Annotated in this window: 19 protein-coding genes; 13 read left to right on the forward strand and 6 right to left on the reverse strand. The window is 72.1% G+C overall.

Features of this window, described 5'->3' with window-relative positions:
- Nucleotides 1-60: 60 nt before the first annotated feature.
- A complete protein-coding gene (gene lysX / locus ACVHNB_RS14905; protein WP_456228304.1) occupies nucleotides 61-3,330 on the forward strand; it encodes a bifunctional lysylphosphatidylglycerol synthetase/lysine--tRNA ligase LysX in 3,270 nt (1,089 codons plus the stop codon).
- A 71-nt stretch (nucleotides 3,331-3,401) separates the two neighbouring features.
- On the forward strand, nucleotides 3,402-4,253 hold the full coding sequence (locus ACVHNB_RS14910; protein WP_456228305.1) for a polysaccharide deacetylase family protein: 852 nt from the start codon (nucleotides 3,402-3,404) through the stop codon (nucleotides 4,251-4,253).
- Between the two features lie 47 nt (nucleotides 4,254-4,300).
- Here the strand turns inward: ACVHNB_RS14910 and ACVHNB_RS14915 are convergent, their stop codons facing one another.
- Nucleotides 4,301-4,960 carry a class F sortase gene (locus ACVHNB_RS14915; RefSeq protein ID WP_428950689.1) on the reverse strand — a complete coding sequence of 220 codons (660 nt, stop codon included), beginning with the start codon at nucleotides 4,958-4,960 and terminating at the stop codon, nucleotides 4,301-4,303.
- 349 nt (nucleotides 4,961-5,309) lie between these two features.
- Between ACVHNB_RS14915 and ACVHNB_RS14920 the strand changes: the two genes are divergently transcribed.
- Nucleotides 5,310-5,804 carry a hypothetical protein gene (locus ACVHNB_RS14920; protein ID WP_428950688.1) on the forward strand — a complete coding sequence of 165 codons (495 nt, stop codon included), beginning with the start codon at nucleotides 5,310-5,312 and terminating at the stop codon, nucleotides 5,802-5,804.
- 121 nt (nucleotides 5,805-5,925) lie between these two features.
- Here ACVHNB_RS14920 and ACVHNB_RS14925 read toward each other — a convergent pair whose 3' ends face one another.
- From ACVHNB_RS14925 to ACVHNB_RS14940, 4 genes are all read right to left on the reverse strand, one after another.
- Nucleotides 5,926-6,444 carry a hypothetical protein gene (locus tag ACVHNB_RS14925; protein WP_428950687.1) on the reverse strand — a complete coding sequence of 173 codons (519 nt, stop codon included), beginning with the start codon at nucleotides 6,442-6,444 and terminating at the stop codon, nucleotides 5,926-5,928.
- A 141-nt stretch (nucleotides 6,445-6,585) separates the two neighbouring features.
- Nucleotides 6,586-6,840 (reverse strand): hypothetical protein, encoded by a 255-nt coding sequence (locus ACVHNB_RS14930; protein WP_428950686.1) that lies wholly within the window; start codon nucleotides 6,838-6,840, stop codon nucleotides 6,586-6,588.
- Between the two features lie 45 nt (nucleotides 6,841-6,885).
- The gene (locus tag ACVHNB_RS14935; RefSeq protein ID WP_428950685.1) at nucleotides 6,886-7,647 is read right to left on the reverse strand and encodes a bestrophin-like domain; all 762 of its coding nucleotides are present in this window, start codon (nucleotides 7,645-7,647) and stop codon (nucleotides 6,886-6,888) included.
- Nucleotides 7,648-7,665: 18 nt separating this feature from the next.
- Complete coding sequence (locus ACVHNB_RS14940; RefSeq protein WP_456228306.1) at nucleotides 7,666-8,214, reverse strand: hypothetical protein; 549 nt, start codon at nucleotides 8,212-8,214, stop codon at nucleotides 7,666-7,668.
- A gap of 226 nt (nucleotides 8,215-8,440) precedes the next feature.
- On the opposite strand from ACVHNB_RS14940, the gene ACVHNB_RS14945 reads away from it, so the two are divergent.
- The 4 genes from ACVHNB_RS14945 (at nucleotide 8,441) to ACVHNB_RS14960 (ending at nucleotide 13,371) form a co-directional block, all read left to right on the forward strand.
- Complete coding sequence (locus ACVHNB_RS14945; RefSeq protein WP_428957454.1) at nucleotides 8,441-9,397, forward strand: SCO0930 family lipoprotein; 957 nt, start codon at nucleotides 8,441-8,443, stop codon at nucleotides 9,395-9,397.
- 296 nt (nucleotides 9,398-9,693) lie between these two features.
- On the forward strand, nucleotides 9,694-10,509 hold the full coding sequence (locus ACVHNB_RS14950) for an SAM-dependent methyltransferase (protein ID WP_428950683.1): 816 nt from the start codon (nucleotides 9,694-9,696) through the stop codon (nucleotides 10,507-10,509).
- Nucleotides 10,506-12,653 (forward strand): putative bifunctional diguanylate cyclase/phosphodiesterase, encoded by a 2,148-nt coding sequence (locus tag ACVHNB_RS14955; protein ID WP_428950682.1) that lies wholly within the window; start codon nucleotides 10,506-10,508, stop codon nucleotides 12,651-12,653. The genes ACVHNB_RS14950 and ACVHNB_RS14955 overlap by 4 nt, the downstream gene beginning before the upstream one ends.
- A gap of 4 nt (nucleotides 12,654-12,657) precedes the next feature.
- On the forward strand, nucleotides 12,658-13,371 hold the full coding sequence (locus ACVHNB_RS14960) for a VOC family protein (RefSeq protein ID WP_428950681.1): 714 nt from the start codon (nucleotides 12,658-12,660) through the stop codon (nucleotides 13,369-13,371).
- A gap of 150 nt (nucleotides 13,372-13,521) precedes the next feature.
- Here ACVHNB_RS14960 and ACVHNB_RS14965 read toward each other — a convergent pair whose 3' ends face one another.
- Complete coding sequence (locus tag ACVHNB_RS14965) at nucleotides 13,522-14,412, reverse strand: LysR family transcriptional regulator (protein ID WP_428950680.1); 891 nt, start codon at nucleotides 14,410-14,412, stop codon at nucleotides 13,522-13,524.
- A gap of 95 nt (nucleotides 14,413-14,507) precedes the next feature.
- Here ACVHNB_RS14965 and ACVHNB_RS14970 point away from each other — a divergent pair, with 95 nt between their 5' ends.
- The 6 genes from ACVHNB_RS14970 to ACVHNB_RS14995 all read left to right on the forward strand — a co-directional run bounded on the left by ACVHNB_RS14970 (nucleotide 14,508) and on the right by ACVHNB_RS14995 (nucleotide 21,057).
- Entirely contained in the window at nucleotides 14,508-15,215 is a 708-nt protein-coding gene (locus ACVHNB_RS14970) for a succinate dehydrogenase (RefSeq protein ID WP_428950679.1), read from the forward strand.
- A gap of 3 nt (nucleotides 15,216-15,218) precedes the next feature.
- Nucleotides 15,219-17,168, forward strand: coding sequence for a fumarate reductase/succinate dehydrogenase flavoprotein subunit (locus ACVHNB_RS14975; RefSeq protein ID WP_456228307.1), 1,950 nt, complete (start codon nucleotides 15,219-15,221; stop codon nucleotides 17,166-17,168).
- Complete coding sequence (locus ACVHNB_RS14980; protein WP_428950677.1) at nucleotides 17,165-17,914, forward strand: succinate dehydrogenase/fumarate reductase iron-sulfur subunit; 750 nt, start codon at nucleotides 17,165-17,167, stop codon at nucleotides 17,912-17,914. The genes ACVHNB_RS14975 and ACVHNB_RS14980 overlap by 4 nt, the downstream gene beginning before the upstream one ends.
- Before the next feature lie 130 nt (nucleotides 17,915-18,044).
- Nucleotides 18,045-19,070, forward strand: a complete 1,026-nt coding sequence (locus ACVHNB_RS14985; protein WP_456228308.1) for a hypothetical protein — start codon at nucleotides 18,045-18,047, stop codon at nucleotides 19,068-19,070.
- The gene (locus tag ACVHNB_RS14990) at nucleotides 19,067-19,750 is read left to right on the forward strand and encodes a hypothetical protein (RefSeq protein ID WP_456228309.1); all 684 of its coding nucleotides are present in this window, start codon (nucleotides 19,067-19,069) and stop codon (nucleotides 19,748-19,750) included. The genes ACVHNB_RS14985 and ACVHNB_RS14990 overlap by 4 nt, the downstream gene beginning before the upstream one ends.
- Nucleotides 19,747-21,057: a nucleotidyl transferase AbiEii/AbiGii toxin family protein gene (locus tag ACVHNB_RS14995; protein ID WP_456228310.1), complete on the forward strand. Its 1,311-nt coding sequence runs from the start codon at nucleotides 19,747-19,749 to the stop codon at nucleotides 21,055-21,057. The genes ACVHNB_RS14990 and ACVHNB_RS14995 overlap by 4 nt, the downstream gene beginning before the upstream one ends.
- Nucleotides 21,058-21,114: the final 57 nt, after the last annotated feature.

The following is a 21,114-nucleotide window of genomic DNA, read 5'->3' on the forward strand; positions in this document are numbered from 1 at the left end:
CGAGATCTTCACACGTATCCCGACAGGCGGCCGCACCCGACCCTTCCTAGAGTCGGAACCATGACCTCAGCCGCGCCGGACACCGAGGCCGGGGCCGCGGGCCGCACCCGCGAGGGCCGCCTCGGCCGCGTCCCGGAGATCTTCGCGACGTTCTTCGGCACCCTCGGTCTCTTCTGCGCCCTGATCGCCCTGATCGCGCCGCTGCGCCACTTCCTGCGACCGGTCACCCGCTTCCTGGACACGCTCACGGTCCCGGTCAGCGCGAACCTCGCCTACGCCGCGTTCCTCTTCCTGCTCGCCGGAGCGACCGCGGCCCGCAAGAAGGTCGCCTGGTGGCTGGTCACCGTCTACTTCGGGCTGCTGCTCGCCGTCGACGTGCTGGGCGTCTGCCTCGGCCTGTTCGCCGATTCGCTCCCGTCGCTCATCGTGTGCGGCATCGCGTTCGTGGTGCTGCTGCGGGCGCGCCGGGAGTTCTCCGCGCAGTCGCGGCGCGGCTCGGTCCGGCGGGCCTTCGCCGTGCTGCTCGTCGGGCTCGCCGTGGCGATCCTCGTGGGCTGGGGCCTGGTCGCCCTGTTCCCGGGGACCCTGCCGGCCGGCCAGCGCCTGCTGTGGGCGGCCGACCGGGTCTGCGGCGGCCTGGTCTCGGGCGGCACCTTCGACGGAAGACCGCCCCGGCCCCTGTACTTCCTCCTCGGCCTGTTCGGCGCGCTCGCCCTGCTGAACGCCTGCGCCACCATGTTCCGCTCGCAGCGCATGGAAGCGGCCCTGCACGGCGACGAGGAACCCCGCATCCGCGCCCTCCTCGGCGCCTACGGGTCCCAGGACTCGCTCGGCTACTTCGCGACCCGCCGCGACAAGGCCGTGGTGTTCTCGCCCAGCGGCAAGGCGGCCGTCACCTACCGCGTCGAGGCCGGCGTCTGCCTGGGCAGCGGCGACCCGGTCGGCGACCGGGAGGCCTGGCCGCACGCCATCGGCGCCTGGCTCGACGTGGCCCGCCGGCACGGCTGGTCACCCGCCGTCATGGGCGCCTCCGAAGAGGGCGCCACCGCGTTCGCGCGGGCCGGGCTCGGCGCACTCCAACTGGGCGACGAGGCGATCCTGTACGTCGCCGACTTCGACCTGAACGGCCGCGACATGCGCGTCGCCCGCCAGGCCGTCGCCCGTGTCCGCCGTACCGGCGCCACCTGCCGGGTCCGCCGCCACGCCACCCTCACCGACGAGGAGATGGAGGCGATCGTCGACAAGGCCGACGCCTGGCGCGACACCGAGACCGAGCGCGGCTTCTCCATGGCGCTCGACCGGCTCGGCGACCCCCAGGACGGCGACTGCCTCCTCGTCGAGGCGCTCGACGACCAAGGACGCCTGCTCGCCCTGCTCTCCCTCGTGCCGTGGGGCAAGGACGGTGTCTCCCTCGACCTGATGCGCCGGGACCGCAGCGCGCCCAACGGCGTCATGGAGTTCATGATCGCCGAACTGTGCGAGGCGGCGGGCCGGTTCGGCATCCGCCGCATCTCCCTGAACTTCGCCGTGTTCCGCTCCGTCTTCGAGGAGGGCGCCCGCATCGGCGCGGGCCCGGTCCTGCGCCTGTGGCGCAGGCTGCTGCTGTTCTTCTCCCGCTGGTGGCAGCTGGAGGCCCTCTACCGGTCGAACGCCAAGTACCGCCCCGAGTGGTACCCGCGGTTCATCTGCTACGGCGAGACCGCCTCGCTCGCCCGCATCGGCCTGGCGTCCGGCATCGCCGAGGGCTTCGTCTCCGTACCCTCGCTGCGCAAGCTGTGGGGCAAGGGCCACCGCCCGGCCGGCGTCACCACGCCCGCCACCACGGCGGGCCTGCCGCCCATCGAGGCCCTCGACCTGCACACGGCGGACACGGCACCCGCGTCCCGGCTGCCCGACCAGATCCGGGTACGCCACCGCAAACTCGACCGGCTCCGCGCCGCCGGCATCGACCCGTACCCCGTGGGCGTCCCCGCCCGCACCCACACCCTCGCCGATGTCACCGAGGACCTGACGGGCCACGAGGTCACCGTCGCCGGGCGTCTCATGCTCGTCCGCGACTTCGGCGGGGTCGTCTTCGCGACCCTGCGCGACTGGTCGGGGGACCGCCAACTCGCCCTCACCCGCGACCGGTCGGGCCAGGAGCTCCTCGACGCCTTCACCACCGGCACCGACATCGGCGACCACCTCACCGCGACCGGCGAGGTCGGCGCCAGCGACAGCGGCGAACTCACCGTCTTCGTCACCGACTGGCGGCTCACCGGCAAGTGCCTGCGCCCGCTGCCCGACAAGCGCCGCGGCCTTGCCGACCCCGAGGCCAAGGTCCGCCGCCGCTACCTCGACCTCGTCGCGAGCCCCGACGCCCGCGACGTCGTCCGCGCCCGCTCCACCGCCGTCCAGGCACTGCGCCAGGGTCTGCTGGAGCGCGGCTACCTGGAGGTCGAGACGCCGATGCTCCAGCAGATCCACGGCGGCGCCAACGCCCGGCCCTTCACCACCCACATCAACGCCTACGACCTCGACCTCTACCTGCGCATCGCCCCCGAGCTGTACCTGAAGCGGCTGTGCGTCGGCGGCCTGGAGAAGGTCTTCGAGATGGGCCGCACCTTCCGCAACGAAGGCGTCTCCTACAAGCACAATCCCGAGTTCACGATGCTGGAGGCCTACCAGGCGTTCGCCGACTACGACGTCATGCTCGATCTCACCCGCGAACTCATCCAGGGCGCCGCCACCGCCGCCTTCGGCTCGCCGGTCGCCCGCAAGGACGGCACCGAGTACGACATCTCGGGTCCCTGGCCGGTCAGGACCGTGTACGGGGCGATCTCCGAGGCGCTGGGGGAGGAGGTCGACGCCGACACGGAGCTCGACGCCCTGCGGCGCCTCTGCGACCGCGCCGATGTCCCCTACTCGCCGGACGACGGCCGCGGCGACGTCGTCCTGGAGATGTACGAGCGCCTCGTCGAGGAGAAGACACAGCTGCCGACCTTCTACAAGGACTTCCCGACCGACGTCTCCCCCCTGACCCGGCAGCACCGCACGGACCCGCGCCTTGCCGAGCGCTGGGACCTCGTCGCCTTCGGCACCGAACTGGGCACCGCGTACAGCGAGTTGACCGACCCCGTCGAACAGCGTCGCCGGCTCACCGCCCAGTCGCTGCTCGCCGCCGGCGGGGACCCCGAGGCCATGGAACTCGACGAGGACTTCCTCGACGCCCTCGAATACGCGATGCCGCCCACCGGTGGCCTCGGCATCGGCGTCGACCGGCTCGTCATGTTCCTCACCGGCCGCACCATCCGCGAGACCCTGCCCTTCCCCCTGGTCCGCCGCCGCTGAACGGGTGCTTTCGCGCGTCCCATCCGGTGGTCGTGTGCGCGGCGACGCCGACACCGTGCGACGCATACATCATGAAAAAGCATCAGACCGCTCCAGGGCGACGGGCGTTCCTGCGCGGCTTCACGGCCGTCGGCGTGGCCGCCCTCACCGGCTGCGCCGCGACCGGCCGCCCGAGCACGCCGCCGAGTGCCTCGCCGAGCGCCGCGCCCGCCGCGGGACCGCCTGCCGCCCGCGCCCTCGAACCGTCGGCCTACCGGCTCAGCCCGATCGCCGGATACGGGCCGCAGCGCGCCGTGCCCGGCAGACTGAAGGTGCGTCACGAGCCCATCCTCAGCATGGACTTCGACCGCGGCGACCGCGCCATGGTGCTCAGCTTCGACGACGGACCCGACCCCCGCTACACGCCGGACATCCTGCGCACCCTGCGCAAGCACGATGTGCGCGCCATGTTCTTCGTGTGCGGCGAGATGGCCGTCGAGAACAAGGACCTGCTGCGCGAGATGGCCGACGACGGGCACGTCATCGGCAACCACACCTGGACCCACCCCCTGCTCACCAAGATGACGCGCTCGGGCATGCGCCCCGAGATCGAGCGCACCTGCGACGTCATCGACGACGCCGTCGGTGAACCGCCCGCCTGGTTCCGCGCCCCCTACGGAGCCTGGAACCGCGCGGCGTTCCGGCTCGGCGCCGACCTCGGCATGGAACCCCTCGCCTGGACGGTCGACACCCTCGACTGGAACACCCCCGGCACCGGCACCATCGTCTCCCGGGTCCTGGGCGGCGCGGCGCCGGGCGTCGTCGTCCTCAACCACGACGCCGGCGGCAACCGTTCGCAGAGTGTCGCCGCACTGCGCGAGTACCTGCCCAGGCTGCTCGACGACGGCTATCGCATCACGGTCCCGCGCCGCCGCGGCATCTGACGGAATTTTTCCCCCCCCACGGGCCGCCGCCCGCCCGGTCCGTGCGCTCAGCGCACGGACACCAGGCGGGCGAAAGCCACCACATTCCCGTCGTAGCCGTTCTGCTTCGAGAAACCGCCGCCGCACGTGATGACCCGCAACTCCGGCGAACCGGTGGAGCTGTAGACCTTCTTGCCCGGGAAATTCGACTTCTCGAAGACCTCGATCCCGTAGATCTGGAAGACGGCCGTCCTGCCGTCCTTGCGCCGGACCTCGACGTGATTGCCCTTCTTCAGGGAGCCCAGACCGTAGAAGACGGCCGGCCCCTGCATGTTGTCGACGTGCCCGACGACGACGGCCGTGCCCTTCTCGCCCGGCGAGACCGCGCCCGTGAACCAGCCCGCCAGATTCGGGTCCTCGGGCGGCGGCGCGTCCACCCAGCCGTCCGCGTCCAGACCGACCTGCGTGACCGGCGCGTCCACCCGGATCGCGGGGATCCGCACCCGGTCCACCAGCGAGAACGGCAGCGGCTCGGGCGCCTTCGACTTCGCCCACGCGGGGGTGCGGCTGTCCGCGGCGGCCGCCGAGGCGGGCTGCGGCGGACCGATGTCGAATTCCCCCGAACCATTGCGGATCAATGCGAGCCCGGTCAGCAGCACCAGCGCTATCACGCCCCACGGCGCACGCTTTCTCGGCTGCTCCTCGGCTGCGAACCTTGCGTCGGACATTCGCTCATCCCCTCTGGCCGCGGCGGCGAGACCGCGACGGTTGCGCGTACCGAAACGCTAAATCGGCCGCGCGCGGCCAGCGACGGGGCGAGGGCGAACGGGTGGTGGCGCACACGGCCGTCCAGGGGGCCGGTGCGCCATCCGAGTTGCCGACGCCAAAAGATTTCTGACGGTCCGTGACCTGCGGCAATATCGGCTTGTACGGAATTCCTTCGGTGTGTCGGCTCACCAGGACGGCCGATTCCCGAAATGCGGCTCTGCGCACGGCATCTGAGGGTTCGTCTGGGAGGCGTTCTCGCCGAAAGTCCCGGGGACCGTTCCCCGGGGACGCCTTCCGCGGAGGATTTCCATGCGTAGCACCCGTGCCCTGGCGGTGTCCGCCGTCGCTGTCGCCGCCGTCGGTCTCGCCGCCCCTGCCGCGTCCGCCTGGACGGACCCGTCCAACGTCGCCGCCACCCCGAGCGTCATCCCGCGCGGCGGTCAGCTCACCATCACGGTCGACGGAACCAACTGCCAGAAGTCGGGGGCCACGGCTTCCTCGGACGCCTTCGGATCGGTGCCGCTCTCGAACGCCGGCGGCAGCACGGCCAGCGGTACCGCCACGGTCCACGAGAACGCCACCCCCGGCGCGCACGACATCACCGTCAGCTGCCCGGGCTCCCAGCCGCTGGCCAGACCGGCCGCCTTCACCGTCATCCACGGTGGTGTCCGCGGTGGTCTCGGCGGCGCGAGCGAGACCGGCGCGACCCGCACCGACATGGCGATCGGCGGGGCGCTCGTCACCGCCGCGCTGGTCGGCGGCGGCGTCTTCTGGATGCGCCGCCGTGCGGAGGGCAAGGCGTAACCGCACAGGACGGCGGGCGACAGCGGGCCCCGACCCCTTCGCGGGGCCCGCGACGCACGTGAACGGGCCGGTGCCCCGAGGACCGAGCGGTCTTCGGGGCACCGGCCCGTGCGGACGTCCGTCAGGCGCCGCCGTCGCCGGTGCGGCGCCGCGCCAGGTGGTACGCGGTGCCCAGCGCGCCGGCGATCAGGGCCGCGCCGAGGCCGATCTCCTTGAGGTCGAAGCCGGCGATGCTGCCGCCGACCCCGGCCCTGACCCCGTGATAGACGGGTGGGGGATTGGGGACGACCGGATTGACCGGTCTGCCGCCCGCGATGGTGAGGTCGACGTTGCGTGTGGTGCCGCTGTCGCAGCGGAACTGCACGGAGTACATGGCACCCTGCTTGGCGTCCCAGTCGACGGTGGCGGACGCCGAACCGCGGTCCTTGCGGATCGTGACGGTGTCGAAGATCCCGGCGGACACCTTGGTGTCACCCGAGCAGCCGCTGGCGTTGAGCGTGACCTGACCGCCCGCCGCGATCGTCGTGGGCGAGACACTGACCTGGAACGGGTCGGACTCCTTCGCCACGGCGGTGGGCGCGGTGAGGGTCAGGGCGGTGAGCGAGAGCACGGTGGCGGAAACGGTGCGTATCGCGTGCATGATGGTTCCTCCGGGTCCACGAGGAGCAGCTGCGGACCGGTTCCGCTCGCTTGGGACAAGCACCTCGATGTCCGAAACGCTAGGGACACCCCCTTATGGGCGCGATCCGTGTCGTGCGAACGGGGCACGCGCTTGGGCCGGTCAGGGGATGTCGCGGCGCGCTGACGGTCCGTCGGGCCCGGTGGTGTGCCATACGTGCGGACCGGCTCCCCGCCACTCCACGAGGTGCGGGTCGTCGAGGGTCAGGTCCGCCGCGCCGATCCCGGCCCGCCGCAGCAGGGCCGCCAGATCCCCGTCGCCGTGGGCGAGGCCCACCGCCCGTCCGCGTACGGACACGTGCCGCCCGCCCTCGGGTGCGGGCGGGTGGACGACGATCGGGGCCTGCCATGGGGTCATGCCCTCAGAGTGCTCCGTGCGGGGCCCGTCCGCAGCCCGGCGGCGTCAGTGGGCCCCGGGGAAGAGCATCAGGAACGGTTCCGCGGTCGCCGCGACGCCGCGGCTGTAGGGGGCGTCGAAATCCCAGATCAGGAAGAGCAGGAAGGCGATCAGGGAGGAGAAGAGGCCGGCGAGGATCAGCTCGCGGGGCGTGCGCCGGATCTGCAGCGCGAAGATCATGCCGATGGTGACCAGTCCGCCGACGATCAGGCCGAACCAGACGACGCCCGGCATCGTGGCCCCGGTCGAGTCCGCACGGGCGTTGCGCGCGTCGTCCGCGGCCGTCACCTGGTCCAGGAGCGGCTGGTAGGCCTGGGCCTGGAAGTCGTTCTTCGGCTCGAAGTCCGTGACGTCGTGGCGGACCTTGTCGAGCAACTGCGTGCCCTGGTCCGTCAGCTCGCCCTTCGTCCGCATCACGTGCCACTCCGTCGTCACGACATGGCTGACATACGTGTCGACATCCGCCCGGATCCGGTCCCGGACGTCGGCCGGGTAGACGCGGACGCGCTCGTGGACCTCGTGCAGCGCCTGCGCCTCGTTGCGCACGTGGTCCTGGGCCGCGCTGCGGGCCTCCCAGACGCCCGCGATGGCCAGACCGAGGACGATCGCGTAGACCACGCCGATCATCATCGTCATGTACTCGATGACGTCCGGGGTCTCCGACGGGTCGTCGTCGTCGCCGATCCGCCGCTGTTGCAGGACCTGGACGACGAGCACGACCGCACAGACGGCGACCATCGCGAGGGCGAGAACAAGCCATTCCGACATGGGTGACTCCACACAGGTTCAGCGGGGGCGCAGGGCGGCGACCGCGAGGACCGCGGGTGCGGTGATGAGCAGGGTGAGCGTGACCAGGGACGGTCCGCCGCTCGGCGGCGCGCGGTGCGCCGTGGGGCGGTAGGCGGGGTAGTGGACGGGCGTCGGCTCGGCCTTCGGGGACGCGGAGTGCGTCGGTGTCGGGCTCGGCGGCGGCGGCGGCGGTGGTGGTGGCGGCGGTGGTGGTGGCGGCGGAGGCGGGGGCGGCGGCGGTGGGGGAGGCGGTGGTGGAGGAGGGGGAGGCGGTGGTGGGGGAGGTGCGGGTTTCGGGGGCGGGGGCTTGGGGGCCGGCTTCTTCGGCGCGGGCGTGCGCGGCCCGGCGCTGCAGATGACACCGTCGCCGGAGACGGCCACGGCGCCGCCCGTCGCGCCGCCGTCGATCGAGGCGTACGCGCAGTTGTCGGCCGGGGCGAGGACGGGCGCCGCTGCCGCGGCGGGCGAGCCGCACAGCCAGGCGACGGTCATCGCCGCGAGGAATCGGGTGACCAGGGCGGACCTGGCCCGCTTGGTTCGGGGCACGACCGAGATCATGAGCAGCGCGCCGGAGCGGCACGCCGCCCGCCGACCGGATTGCCCCGAAGGAGGGGAGCGGGAGCACTCGGGGTTTGCGCCGCGTCCCGTAGCCCGTCCGAGGCAATAAATCTTGGACCGCGTTGAACGCACCCGATGTTCCCGCCCGTACCTAGGGCCATGTGCGAGCCCGGCCGGGTTTGCGCAACACCCAAGTAACATACGGGAGTTGACGATGAAGACCTCCTGGCGGAGCGCCTCGCTCGTAGCGACAGCTGCGGCCCTGCTGGCGCTGACGACGGCGTGCGGTCAGGACACCGGCGGCTCGTCCACGAACGGCCAGAACGTGGGCAACGCCGCCCCGGCGCAGGGCGGTTACGGATCCGACGGGGCCGACGGGTACGGCTCGTCCGGGAAGGACGACGCCGGCGCCGCGGCCAAGGCCGAGTCCGCCGGTCAGCTCGCCGTGTGGGACAGCAAGAAGCTCGGCAAGGTCGTCACGGACAGCGCCGGGCTCACGCTCTACCGCTTCGACAAGGACACGGCGCAGCCGCCCAAGTCGAACTGTGACGCAGCCTGCCTGAAGACATGGCCGGCCGTCCCCGCGAGCGGCGCCAAGTCCGCGCCCGGCGTCGACGCGTCGCTGATCGGCGAGGTGACGGCCGCCGACGGCACCAAGCAGCTGACCATCGACGGCTGGCCGATGTACCGCTACGCCATGGACAAGAACCCCGGGGACGCCAAGGGCCAGGGGGTGGGCGGCACCTGGTACGCGGCCGCGCCCGACGGCAAGAAGGCGAGCGCGGCCGCCGCCGCGCAGCCCGCCGACGTCAAGGGCCTGTCGACCCGCAAGGACCCGAAGCTCGGCGAGATCGTCGTGGACAAGAACGGCATGACCGTCTACCGCTTCCTGAAGGACTCGGCCTGGCCCATCAAGTCCAACTGCGTCGGCGCCTGCGCGAAGAAGTGGCCCGCCGTCGCGCCGGTCGCCAAGAACGACACCGAGAACATTCCCCTGAAGGGATACATGACCTTCGACCGGCCCGACGGCACCAAGCAGCAGACGCTGAACTGCTGGCCGGTCTACACGTTCTCCGGCGACAAGGAGCCCGGGGACACCAACGGGCAGGGCGTCGGCGGCACTTGGTACGCGGCCTCGCCTGACGGAAAGCCGGTGGGCGCTCCCAAGTAACAACCGCGGAGGTGCCGGTGCGCCCCGCGCGCGGCTCACAGTAGAGTCCTCGAAGGATTTGTCGAAAGACCGGTCCGTTCCTCCTCTGGCCAAGTGACGGCCATAGGACGGAACGGACCGGTTCTTTTCGGCTGGGAAAGAGATGGTTTCGGGGTGGTTTCGGATCCTCGCCAAATGGCACGTGCCGCAGGCAGTGACCGAGAACGGACGGTCAATTTCCGTTTTGACTCGCTCCTTTGGCGGCTGATCAGTAGCCTCAGCTCGAACACCGGCTCGCCTACGCCTTGGAGAGATTGATGGAGCGTCCTGCCTGGGCCCCGCAGGGCATCGACATCTCGGTGCCCAGTGTGTCCCGGATCTACGACTACTACCTGGGCGGTTCGCACAACTTCGAGGTCGACCGGGAAGCCGCCCGCAAGGCCATGGAGTTCCTGCCGGGCCTGCCCAAGATCATGCAGGCGAACCGGGCGTTCATGCGGCGGGCCGTGCGCCACGCCGTCGACGAGGGGCTGACCCAGTTCCTCGACATCGGCTCCGGCATCCCGACGTTCGGCAACGTCCACGAGGTGGCGCAGCAGGCGAGCCCCGGCGCGCGGGTGGCCTACGTCGACCACGACCCGGTCGCCGTCGCGCACAGCCGGGCCGTCCTCGACGGCAACCCGGACACCACCGTCGTCTCCGCCGACCTCCGCAAGCCGCAGGAGATCCTGCGCAGCCCGGAGATCGCACAACTCCTGGACCTGGAGCGCCCGGTGGCGCTGCTCCTCGTCGCCGTCCTGCACTTCATCGAGGACTCCGACGATCCCTACGGGGCGGTGGCCGAACTCAGTGCGGCGCTCGCCCCCGGCAGCATGCTGATCGTGACGCACGCCTCCTACGAGGGCATGCCGATACCGACCGAGCAGGCCGGCGGTGCCGTCGACGTCTACCGCGACGACGTCCGCAATCCGCTGATCATGCGGACCCCCGAGCAGATCGGACGGTTCTTCCAGGGGTACGAGCTGGTCGACCCCGGCATCGTGCCGCTGCCGGTGTGGCGGCCGCAGACCGCGCCCGAGGACGAGGACCCGTTCACTTTCGCGGGCTATGTGGGAGTGGGGCGCAAGGCGTGAGCGGGGAGCCGGGCGGCCCGGAGGACAGACTGCGCAGGTTCGCCACGATCTGGAGCCGGGCCATCTTCCCGGTGACGGCCACATCCCTGACCCGGCCCGAGTTCGAGGAGAAACTCGTGCCGCTCGCCCGCCGGCTGCGCGACGCGCTGGCCGCACGGGCCCTGGACGCCGTACAGACGAAGGCCGTCGGGTCCGCCCTCGTCGACGTGCACTGCACCGACCCCGAGGCGCTCAGCCGCACCCTGGACGTGGTCGACGCCTATCTCGTCCTGTACTGCGGCGACGAGGCACAGACCCCGGAGCGCGAGGACGACCTGCGGGCCCGCTGCGCCCGTATCCAGCACTCCGTCGCCGCCGGCTTCGCGGCGGCCCTGCGGGAGCGCACCCTCGCCGAGCAGGAGGCCATCTCGATGGCCGCGCTCAACGCCCGCAGCGCCGTCGCCGAGGCGCTGCACGCGAGCGAGGCCCGGTTCCGCGCGGTGTTCCACGGCGCCGCGATCGGCATCAGCATCGCCGATCTGGACGGCACGGTGCTGGAGGTCAACGACGCGCTGGTGCGGATGTTCGGCGGCGGTGAGAACGTGCTGCGCGGCCGCAAGGTCATGGAGTGGACCCACCCCGACGACGCGCCGCAGGTCTGGCACCTCTACAACGAACTGGTGCGCGGCGACCGCGAGCACTACCGGGTCGAGAAGGCGTTCTACCGGCCCGACGGCACGGCCCTGTGGACGAACCTGACGGTGTCGCTGCTGCGCGACGCGGACGGCGTACCGCAGTACCAGCTCGCCCTGGTGGAGGACACGACCGAGCGCCGCCTCCTCAACCTCCGGCTCCGGTACGAGGCCACACACGACGCCCTGACCGGGCTCCCCAACCGCACCCTGTTCTTCGAGCGCCTGGAGAAGGTGCTCGGCGCGGGCGAGAACATGCGGTTCGGGCTGTGCTACCTGGACCTCGACGGCTTCAAGACCATCAACGACAGCCTCGGCCACGCCGTCGGCGACCGGCTTCTCGTCGAGGTTGCCGACCGCCTCCAGGCCTGCGCCACCGCGCCCGGCGAGATGGTCGCGCGGCTCGGCGGCGACGAGTTCGTGGCCCTGACCACCGGCAAGGACACCGAGGCCGAGGTCGACGACCTCGCCGGCCGCATCATGGGAGCGCTTGCCACGCCCATCCGCATCGACGGCCGCGAGCTCACCGTGCGCGGCTCCATCGGCATCGTCGAGGGCCCGGTCGGCGACCGCAGCCCCGCCGAGGTCCTGCGCAGCGCCGACATCACGATGTACCGGGCCAAGTCCGCGGGGGGCAACCGGTTCGAGCTGGCCGACCCCGAGGCCGACGCCCGCGCCATCACCCGGCACGGGCTGACGACGGCGCTGCCCGCGGCCCTGGACCGCGGCGAGTTCTTCATCGAGTACCAGCCGCTGGTCCACCTCGGCGACGGCAGCGTGCGCGGCGCCGAGGCCCTGGTGCGCTGGCGGCACCCGCAGCACGGCGTGCTCGGGCCCGACCGCTTCATCCCGCTCGCCGAGCACACCGGCCTCATCGTGCCGCTCGGCCGGTGGGTCCTGGAGGAGTCGGTCCGGCAGGCCCGCGTCTGGCAGGACCGGCACGCGGAGGCGGGCCCGCTGCGCATCAACGTGAACCTGTCGCCGATGCAGCTCACCCACCCCGGCCTGGTCTCCGACACCGTCGACATCCTCGAGCGATCCGGCCTCGAACCGGGCGCGCTGTGCCTGGAGGTGACCGAGTCGGCGCTGATCGGCGCCGACGACGACCTGCTCAAGCCGCTCAGGCGCCTCTCGGAGATGGGCGTCGACATAGCGCTCGACGACTTCGGGACGGGTTACTCGAACCTCGCGAACCTGCGCCGCCTGCCGGTGAACGTGCTCAAGCTGGACCGGTCCTTCACCCAGGGCATGCAGCAGTTCCCCGCGGACCCGGTCGACCTGAAGATCGTCGAGGGCATCGTGTCGCTCGCCCACAGCCTGGACCTCGCGGTCACGGTCGAGGGCGTCGAGACGGGCGCGCAGGCCGAGCAGCTGCGCGAGCTCGGCTGCGACACGGCGCAGGGCTGGTACTACGCCCGCCCGGGCCCGCCGGACCGGCTGCACGAGCTGGCGCTCGCGGACGCGACGGGGTGAGCGCGTGAGCCCCGCCGGGATCCGCTGGGCGTACGCCTTTATCGACCGGCCTTACGAGCACTTCGGCGCGGCCTGCGACTTCTGGGCCCGGGCCACCGGGTCGGTGCTGTCCGCACCGCGCGGCGAGCGGGACGAGTTCGCCACGCTGCTGCCGTCCGGCGCGGACCCGTGCGTCAAGGTGCAGGGGGTCGCCGAGGGGCCAGGCGGCGCGCACGTCGATCTGGCGGTCGAGGACGTACCGGGGCAGGCGGGGCGGGCCCGCGAGCTGGGGGCCACCGGGGTCTTCGCCGCACCGGGTCTGGAGGTGCTGCGCTCTCCCGCCGGGCATCTGTTCTGCCTCGTGTCATGGGAGGGGGAGCGGGTCGTACCGTCGCCGACGGCCCCCTCGAACAGGCTCGACCAGGTGTGCCTCGACACGGCGCCGGGCGCGTACGACGCGGAGGTCGCGTTCTGGGCCGAGCTCACCGGGTGGCCCGAACTCCCGTGCACCGGTGCGGAGTTCCGCAGGCTGGAAGCGTCGCCGGTGCGGCTGCTCTTCCAGCGCCTCGACACGGACGCGCCGCCGTCGGCCCATGTGGATCTGGCCTGCGGGGATCGCTCCGCGGTGCGGGTGCTGCATGAGTCGCTGGGGGCGGAGTTCGTGCGGGACGGGCGGGCGTGGACGGTGATGCGGGATCCCGCCGGGGGTCTTTACTGTGTGACGGACCGCGCGCCGTAGGGGCGCGGGGAACTGCGCGACCGGCCACGACGAAACCCGCACCCGGCGACGGGACGCGACCACCCGAGCTGGATTCCGCCCGCGAGGGCCCCGCACTCGGCGACCGGGCGCAACGCCGAACCGGATACCGCCCGCGAGGGCCCCGCACCGTCACCCGTCCCGCCCCACCAACATCCGCTGAAGCTCCCGCGCAGCCCGCGGCGGGGCCACGTCGGAGCGGTGTGCCAGCGCGATGGTCCGATGCAGACCGGGCCGTGCCAGAGGGGTGACCCGGAGATCCGCCCCGGCCCGCGTCGCCACCATCCGCGGCACCACCGCGACCCCGAGCCCCGCCCGCACGAACCCCAGCACCGCGTCCATCTCCCCGCCCTCCACCGCGAAATCCGGCTCGAACCCCTCCGCCCGGCACGCCGCGACGGTCAGCTCCCGCAGGTCGTACCCGTGCCGGAACATCACCAGGCGTTCGCCCTCCAGGTCGCCGACGCGGACGGACGCGCGTCCCCGGCCGGGCGGGGACGCGCCGGGCGACGACACCACCACCAGCTCCTCCCGCAGGAGCTCCACCGTCGTCAGCGCGGGCGCCGGCGCCGGCAGCGGCAGGACGACGAGGGCCAGGTCCAGCGCGCCACGCGCGAGCTCCCGTACGAGGTCGTGGGAGCCGCTCTCCTCGATGAGCAGCTGGATGCCGGGGTACCGGTCGTGGAACGCGCGCAGCACGTCCGGCAGCAGGCCCGTGCACAGCGACGGTGTCGCCCCGAGCCGCACCCGCCCGCGCTTGAGCTGGGCGAGCTCCTGCACCTCGTGCCGCGCCGTGTCCGCGTCGGCGAGGATCCGCCGGGCCAGCGGCAGGAGCGCCTCGCCCGCGTCGGTCAGCGTGATGTTGCCCCGGGCCCGCTGGAACAGATCCACCCCCAGCTCCCGCTCCAGCGCCCGGATCTGCTGGGACAGCGACGGCTGGGCGACATGCACCAGCTCGGCCGCGCGCGTGAAGTGCCGGGTCTCCGCGACCGCGACGAAGTACGAGAGCTGTTGGAACTGCATGAGGCCCAGGATAGGCGTTGATAGAGAGTGCCTATGGAAATGAGCCGGACCATGTCTTGGACCGATCGGGCCCTTCGGCCCTACCGTCTGGTGACATGGCTCTGGCAACGCGGACGGACCGACGACCGTCCATGACGCGCACGATCTGGGACAGCTCCCTCGGCAAGAAGACCGTGATGGCTGTCAGCGGACTCGTGATGCTGCTCTACCTGGTCGCGCACATGATCGGGAACCTCAAGATCTTCTTCGGTCCGGAGGAGATCAACCACTACGCCCGCTGGCTGCGCACCATGGGCGGCCCGGTCCTCCACCACGAGTGGGGCCTGTGGATCGCGCGGGTCGTGCTCGTCGTCGCCGTCGTGGCCCACGCGACGTCCGCGTACCAGCTCAGCCGCCGCGACATCAAGGCGCGCCCCAGCAAGTACGTGCACAAGAAGCCGCGTGCCAGTTACGCCACGCGCACGATGCGCTGGGGCGGCATCATCCTCGGCCTGTTCATCGTCTGGCACATCCTCGACCTGACCACGGGCACCGTGCACCCGGGCGGCTACGAGCACCTGCACCCGTACCAGAACATCATCGACACCTTCTCGACCTGGTACGGCAACGTCATCTACATCGTCGCGATGCTCGCCCTGGGCCTCCACGTCCAGCACGGGTTCTGGAGCGCCGCCCAGACCCTCGGCGTCGGCAACCGCACCCGCGACCGCGTCCTGAAGACCGTCGGCAACGCCCTCGCCGCACTGCTCACGCTCGGCTTCATCGCCGTGCCCGTGGGCGTCATGACCGGATTGGTGAGCTGAACCATGACCACGTACGCGGAATACTCCACCGGCGAACCGGTCGTCGACACCAAGGCGCCGGCCGGGCCCGTCAACGAGCGCTGGGACACGCGCCGCTTCGAGGCGAAGCTGGTCAACCCGGCCAACCGGCGCAAGCACACCGTCATCGTCGTCGGCACCGGCCTCGCGGGCGGCAGCGCGGGGGCCACGCTCGCCGAACAGGGCTACCACGTCGTCCAGTTCTGCTACCAGGACTCGCCGCGCCGCGCCCACTCGATCGCCGCGCAGGGCGGCATCAACGCGGCCAAGAACTACCGCAACGACGGCGACTCCGTGCATCGCCTCTTCTACGACACCGTCAAGGGCGGCGACTTCCGCGCCCGCGAGTCGAACGTGCACCGCCTCGCCCAGATCTCCGTCGAGATCATCGACCAGTGCGTCGCCCAGGGCGTGCCGTTCGCGCGGGAGTACGGCGGTCTCCTCGACACCCGGTCCTTCGGCGGCGTACAGGTGTCCCGTACGTTCTACGCCCGCGGGCAGACGGGCCAGCAGCTGCTGCTCGGCGCCTACCAGGCACTCAGCCGCCAGGTCGCGGCAGGGAACATCGAGTTGCATCCGCGTACCGAGATGCTCGACCTCGTCATCGTCGACGGCAAGGCACGCGGCATCGTCGCCCGCGACCTGATCACCGGGAAGATCGACACGTACTTCGCGGACGCCGTCGTCCTCGCCTCCGGCGGCTACGGCAACGTCTTCTACCTGTCGACGAACGCCATGAACAGCAACGCCACGGCGATCTGGCGGGCACACCGGCGCGGTGCCTACTTCGCCAACCCCTGCTTCACGCAGATCCACCCCACCTGCATCCCGCGCACCGGCGACCACCAGTCGAAGCTCACGCTGATGAGCGAGTCGCTGCGCAACGACGGTCGCATCTGGGTGCCCAAGGCGAAGGGCGACACCCGCCCGGCCAACGAGATCCCCGAGGACGAGCGCGACTACTACCTGGAGCGCATCTACCCGTCCTTCGGCAACCTCGTGCCCCGCGACATCGCCTCGCGCGCCGCGAAGAACGTGTGCGACGAGGGCAGGGGCGTCGGCCCCGGCGGACAGGGCGTCTACCTCGACTTCGCCGACGCCATCGAGCGCATGGGACGCAAGGCCGTCGAGGCGAAGTACGGCAACCTCTTCGACATGTACCAGCGGATCACCGACGAGGATCCGTACCGGGTGCCCATGCGGATCTACCCGGCCGTGCACTACACGATGGGCGGCCTGTGGGTCGACTACGACCTGCAGACCAGCATCCCCGGGCTGTTCGCGATCGGCGAGGCCAACTTCTCCGACCACGGCGCCAACCGGCTCGGCGCCTCCGCCCTGATGCAGGGCCTGGCGGACGGCTACTTCGTCCTCCCGGCCACCATCAACGACTACCTGGCGAAGCACCCCCACAAGGACGAGGTGAACGCCGCGCACCCCGCGACCGTCGAGGCCGTGCGCGAGACCGAGGACCGGCTCGCGCGGCTGCTCGCCGTCGACGGGGACCGCACCCCGGACTCCTTCCACCGTGAACTCGGCGAACTCATGTGGGAGTTCTGCGGCATGGCCCGCACCGAGGACGGTCTGCGCAAGGCCCTCGACCGGATCCCGCAGATCCGCGAGGAGTTCTGGCGCCGCATCAAGGTGCCCGGCGTCGGCGAGGAGTTCAACCAGTCCCTGGAGAAGGCGAACCGCATCGTCGACTACCTGGAGCTGGCCGAGCTGATGTGCCTCGACGCGTTGGCCCGCGCCGAGTCCTGCGGCGGCCACTTCCGCGAGGAGTCGCAGACGCCCGACGGCGAGGCCGCCCGCAGGGACGAGGAGTTCTCCTACGCGGCCGCCTGGGAGTTCACCGGCACCGGCGAGGCACCCACCCTGCACAAGGAAGACCTGGTCTTCGAGTACGTCCACCCCACTCAGCGGAGCTACGCATGAAGCTCACCCTGCGCGTCTGGCGCCAGAAGAACGCCGACGCCGAAGGCGCCATGTCCACGTACGAGGTGGACGGGATCTCGCAGGACATGTCGTTCCTGGAGATGCTCGACACCCTCAACGAGGAACTCATCGTCAAGGGCGACGACCCCGTCGCCTTCGACCACGACTGCCGCGAGGGCATCTGCGGCGCGTGCTCGCTCGTCATCAACGGCGACGCGCACGGCCCGGAGCGCACCACCACCTGCCAGTTGCACATGCGGTCCTTCAAGGACGGCGACACGATCGACATCGAGCCGTGGCGGGCCTCCGCGTTCCCCGTCATCAAGGACCTGGTCGTCGACCGGACGGCCTTCGACCGCATCATCCAGTCCGGCGGCTACATCACGGCGCCGACCGGAGCGGCCCCGGAGGCGCACAGCACGCCCGTGCCCAAGCCCGACGCCGACTTCGCGTTCGAGCACGCCGAGTGCATCGGCTGCGGCGCGTGCGTGGCGGCGTGTCCGAACGGCGCGGCGATGCTCTTCACCTCCGCGAAGATCAACCATTTGAACGTGCTGCCGCAGGGCGCCCCCGAGCGCGAGACTCGCGTCCTCGACATGGTGGCGCAGATGGACGAGGAGGGCTTCGGCGGCTGCACGCTCACCGGCGAGTGCGCGACGGCCTGCCCCAAGGGCATCCCGCTGTTCTCCATCACGAGCATGAACAAGGAGTGGCTGCGGGCGAACCGCAAGGTCAGCCGCGGCTGAGCCACCCATGACGTCCCGCGAACAGCGCGGGGTGGGCGGGACCGGGAGTGGTGCTCTCCCGGTCCCGTCATCGTGTCCGGCCCGGAGCACGCGCGGCGGCGTTGTCAGTGGCCGGGGGTAATCTGCGCGCATGATCATGAACCGCAAGGGGAGGGAGCGGTTTCTCGACGCCGTCACGGGCTTCGAGACCGCTGTGCGCGAGCAGGACGGTGCCCGCTCGGAGCAGGAGTTCCAGAAAATACACCGGCACTTCGGGGACGCGAAGCAGGCGGAGATCGACGCGGGCGCGCCCCGCCTCGCCGCGCTGCTGACACAACTCCCCGCGGGCCCGCGGGGGATGGTCGCCGTCACCGTCGGCGCCTGCGTCGAGCGCGGCGCCGACGCCGGCCGGTGCGCGCCCGCCCTGCTCGACGGGCTCGCCGACGCGGTGCGCGGCGCCGGGGAGTTCTGCGCGCGCTGGACGGAGACCGGGGGAGGCGACCTGCCCGACCCGGAGACCGACGCCCCGGACGACGCCGTGCTGGAGCGCGTGGGCCCTGAGGCGGCGATGGCCTGGTGGACGCTCCCGCAGTGGGAGATGGCCGCGGTCGCGATGCTCAACCACCCGGCGGTGCGCACCGGACTCGACCCCGCCGTCCGCACCGGCCTGCTCACCTCGCTGCGGGCCGTGCAGGAGGCGTCGGGCCACGACTTCAAGTGCCTGACCTACGCCCTCCTCGTCCTGGACGACGCACCCCTGGTGGTGCTGCACCGGGAGAGCGGCGCCGGTTTCGCGCTGCGGATGACCGGCATCGGGGACAACTTCCAGCTCCACACACTGCTCGCCGACGTCCTCGCCGGCGGCGGCCATGTCGCGGCGCGCGTCCCGTCCGCGCAGGAGGCCGCGGTGTGCCGGGACGCGCCGGGCCAGGTGCCCACCACCGGCTCCTTCAACCTGGCGGCCCCGGACGGCGGTTGGATATGGAACGAGGGCACCCCCAGCGACATCCCCGTCGTCGACGGCGCCCGCCTCCTCGTCCTCGACCCGCCGCCCTACGAGCGCGGCTGGCCTGCCGGGCGGTTCTTCCCCGGCATGACCGGCGACCTCACCCTGGAGCGGGTCCTCGGGGCGGACGAGACCGCCCGTTGGTTCACTCATGTACAGCCGGCCACATGAGCGCCGAACTCGCTGCATTCGAAGGTGAGTTGGAGACGCACCTCACCGTCGAACCCGCCGCGGACCCGGCCGCGCGGCGCCTCGCGGACTGGGCCGCCGCCCGTGGCCTCGGCGTCACGCACATCGTGCTCGCCCGCGGCCGGCACCGCTCCCAGCCGATGGTGACGCTGCGCGGCCGGAGCCGGGCCGACGCGTGGATCCACGGCCCGGTCGCCCGGACCGCCGCCGCTCTCGCGCGGGACGGCTTCGTCGTCGTACGCGCCAAGACGGAGGCGGCGCCGTGGGCGGCGGGCGTACCGCAGAGCGACGCGGCCGCCCGGCTCGCCGCGCCGCACCTGCACTTCGAGCACCACGTGAAGCTGCTCCTCGCCGAGGGCGTCGACCCGGGCTCCCTCGCCGCGCGCGCCACGGACCACGGCGCGCACGTGTCGTGGAACGCGCGCCGGACCCGCCCCGACGGCCGCCAGGAACGCTTCGTGACCCAGCGCTGTCACGGCGTGGGCCGCGCCACCGCGCAGCGCCGGCTCGACGCGCTGGTCGCGGATCTCGCGGTGGCCCCCGGCACCCGGGTGCTGGAGGTCGAGCGCGAGTACGTCCTGCACGACACCCGCCTCGACCTCGACGCGGGCTGGCTCGACCCCCTGTCCTCGTCGCCCCGCCCGGAAGGAGCGCTCACATGACCGGATCGACGAACGCCCCCGACGACCCGGTGTGGCGGCGCGCCCTGTACCGGGGCGAGGAGCTCCCGCACACCCCGCCGGACGAGGAGATGCGGCGGGGGCTCGCGCTGCCCCGCACCCTGCTGCCCGCGCCGGAGGGGCTGAGCCAGCCGCCCGTCTTCGACCCGGCCCTCCTGCAGTACCCGTACGCCTTCCGCGCGGGCGACCCCCGGTTCGACGACGAGGCGACGGCCCGGGCCTGGTTCCGGGCCCGGCGCACCGCCCTCGACCTGGTGCTGGCGGCCGTCGCGGACAGCGCCCTGGGCGCGCGGCTCGTGCTGCGCGGCAGCGTGCTGATGGCGACGTGGTGCGGCGGCGCCGCCCGCGAGCCGGGCGACCTCGACTTCCTCGCGCCGGCCGGCTGGGCGTTCGAGGGGCCCGAGGCGCAGGCCCTGTTCCCGCAGATCGCGCAGGCGGCCGAGGCCACCGCCGCGGCCTGGCCGCACGCGCAGGTGCGGATCGACGCGGCCGGCGCGGTCACCGAGGACATCTGGACGTACGACCGCGTCCCCGGCCGGCGCCTGCTCCTGCCGTGGACGGCGCCTGGCACGGCCGGCGGCACGGTGCAGATCGACGTCGTCCACGACGAACCGCTCGCCGCCCCGGCCGTCCCCACGCCGCTGCGCCCGCTGGGTGACGGACCCGCCCGTACCGTCGGTGCCGTCACGCCCGAGCTGTCGCTGGCGTGGAAGATCATGTGGCTGATCGGCGACATCCACCCGCAGGGCAAGGACCTGTACGACGCCGTGCTCCTCGCCGATCTGGCGCCGCTCCGGTACGACGTGCTGCGCGGCGCCTTCGTCCTGGCCGGTGACGAGCTGCTGCGGCCCGGCGGACGCTGGTGGCTGGAGGAGATGCGGGCCTGCGCCGACATCGGCTGGGAGCACTTCCAGAGCGAGTATCCCCACGTGACGGGCACCGCGGCGCAGTACCTGGAACGCCTGTCCGCGGCGCTGGAACCCCTCGTCGCCCGCGCCGAGCGGGACGCGGAGGCGCCCTCGTACGAGCGCTGGGCGCGCTGGGTGGGCCCGCTCGTGGACCACGTCAGGGCCACCGCGCCGGACGTGCCCGCCTCCGCCGTGGGGCGCCTGGCCTCGGCGGGACGTCCCGGGGCACAGGCGGCTGTCGTCGTGGTGCGCGAAGTGCTGGGCCGCGCGCGGGTGACCGTCGACGAGGCGCTCGCCCTGGTGCTCGCCGGCGACGAGCGCTGGCACAGGTGGCGCGAGAGCCCCGACTCCTGGCACATGGTCCTGGACGAGCTGAGGTGAGAGGTGTGCGGGGCGTGCCGACAACTCCCCGCACACCTCTGACGCCTCGTCACCTAC

It is taken from the genome of Streptomyces sp. YJ-C3 (genome assembly GCF_053891275.1).

Bases quoted from the DNA above. Each gene is read 5' to 3' on its own strand.
- lysX (WP_456228304.1), top strand. From the start codon at position 61: ATGACCTCAGCCGCGCCGGACACCGAGGCCGGGGCCGCGGGCCGCACC.
- ACVHNB_RS14910 (WP_456228305.1), top strand. From the start codon at position 3,402: ATGAAAAAGCATCAGACCGCTCCAGGGCGACGGGCGTTCCTGCGCGGC.
- ACVHNB_RS14915 (WP_428950689.1), bottom strand. From the start codon at position 4,960: ATGTCCGACGCAAGGTTCGCAGCCGAGGAGCAGCCGAGAAAGCGTGCG.
- ACVHNB_RS14920 (WP_428950688.1), top strand. From the start codon at position 5,310: ATGCGTAGCACCCGTGCCCTGGCGGTGTCCGCCGTCGCTGTCGCCGCC.
- ACVHNB_RS14925 (WP_428950687.1), bottom strand. From the start codon at position 6,444: ATGCACGCGATACGCACCGTTTCCGCCACCGTGCTCTCGCTCACCGCC.
- ACVHNB_RS14930 (WP_428950686.1), bottom strand. From the start codon at position 6,840: ATGACCCCATGGCAGGCCCCGATCGTCGTCCACCCGCCCGCACCCGAG.
- ACVHNB_RS14935 (WP_428950685.1), bottom strand. From the start codon at position 7,647: ATGTCGGAATGGCTTGTTCTCGCCCTCGCGATGGTCGCCGTCTGTGCG.
- ACVHNB_RS14945 (WP_428957454.1), top strand. From the start codon at position 8,441: ATGAAGACCTCCTGGCGGAGCGCCTCGCTCGTAGCGACAGCTGCGGCC.
- ACVHNB_RS14950 (WP_428950683.1), top strand. From the start codon at position 9,694: ATGGAGCGTCCTGCCTGGGCCCCGCAGGGCATCGACATCTCGGTGCCC.
- ACVHNB_RS14965 (WP_428950680.1), bottom strand. From the start codon at position 14,412: ATGCAGTTCCAACAGCTCTCGTACTTCGTCGCGGTCGCGGAGACCCGG.
- ACVHNB_RS14970 (WP_428950679.1), top strand. From the start codon at position 14,508: ATGGCTCTGGCAACGCGGACGGACCGACGACCGTCCATGACGCGCACG.
- ACVHNB_RS14975 (WP_456228307.1), top strand. From the start codon at position 15,219: ATGACCACGTACGCGGAATACTCCACCGGCGAACCGGTCGTCGACACC.
- ACVHNB_RS14980 (WP_428950677.1), top strand. From the start codon at position 17,165: ATGAAGCTCACCCTGCGCGTCTGGCGCCAGAAGAACGCCGACGCCGAA.
- ACVHNB_RS14985 (WP_456228308.1), top strand. From the start codon at position 18,045: ATGATCATGAACCGCAAGGGGAGGGAGCGGTTTCTCGACGCCGTCACG.
- ACVHNB_RS14990 (WP_456228309.1), top strand. From the start codon at position 19,067: ATGAGCGCCGAACTCGCTGCATTCGAAGGTGAGTTGGAGACGCACCTC.
- ACVHNB_RS14995 (WP_456228310.1), top strand. From the start codon at position 19,747: ATGACCGGATCGACGAACGCCCCCGACGACCCGGTGTGGCGGCGCGCC.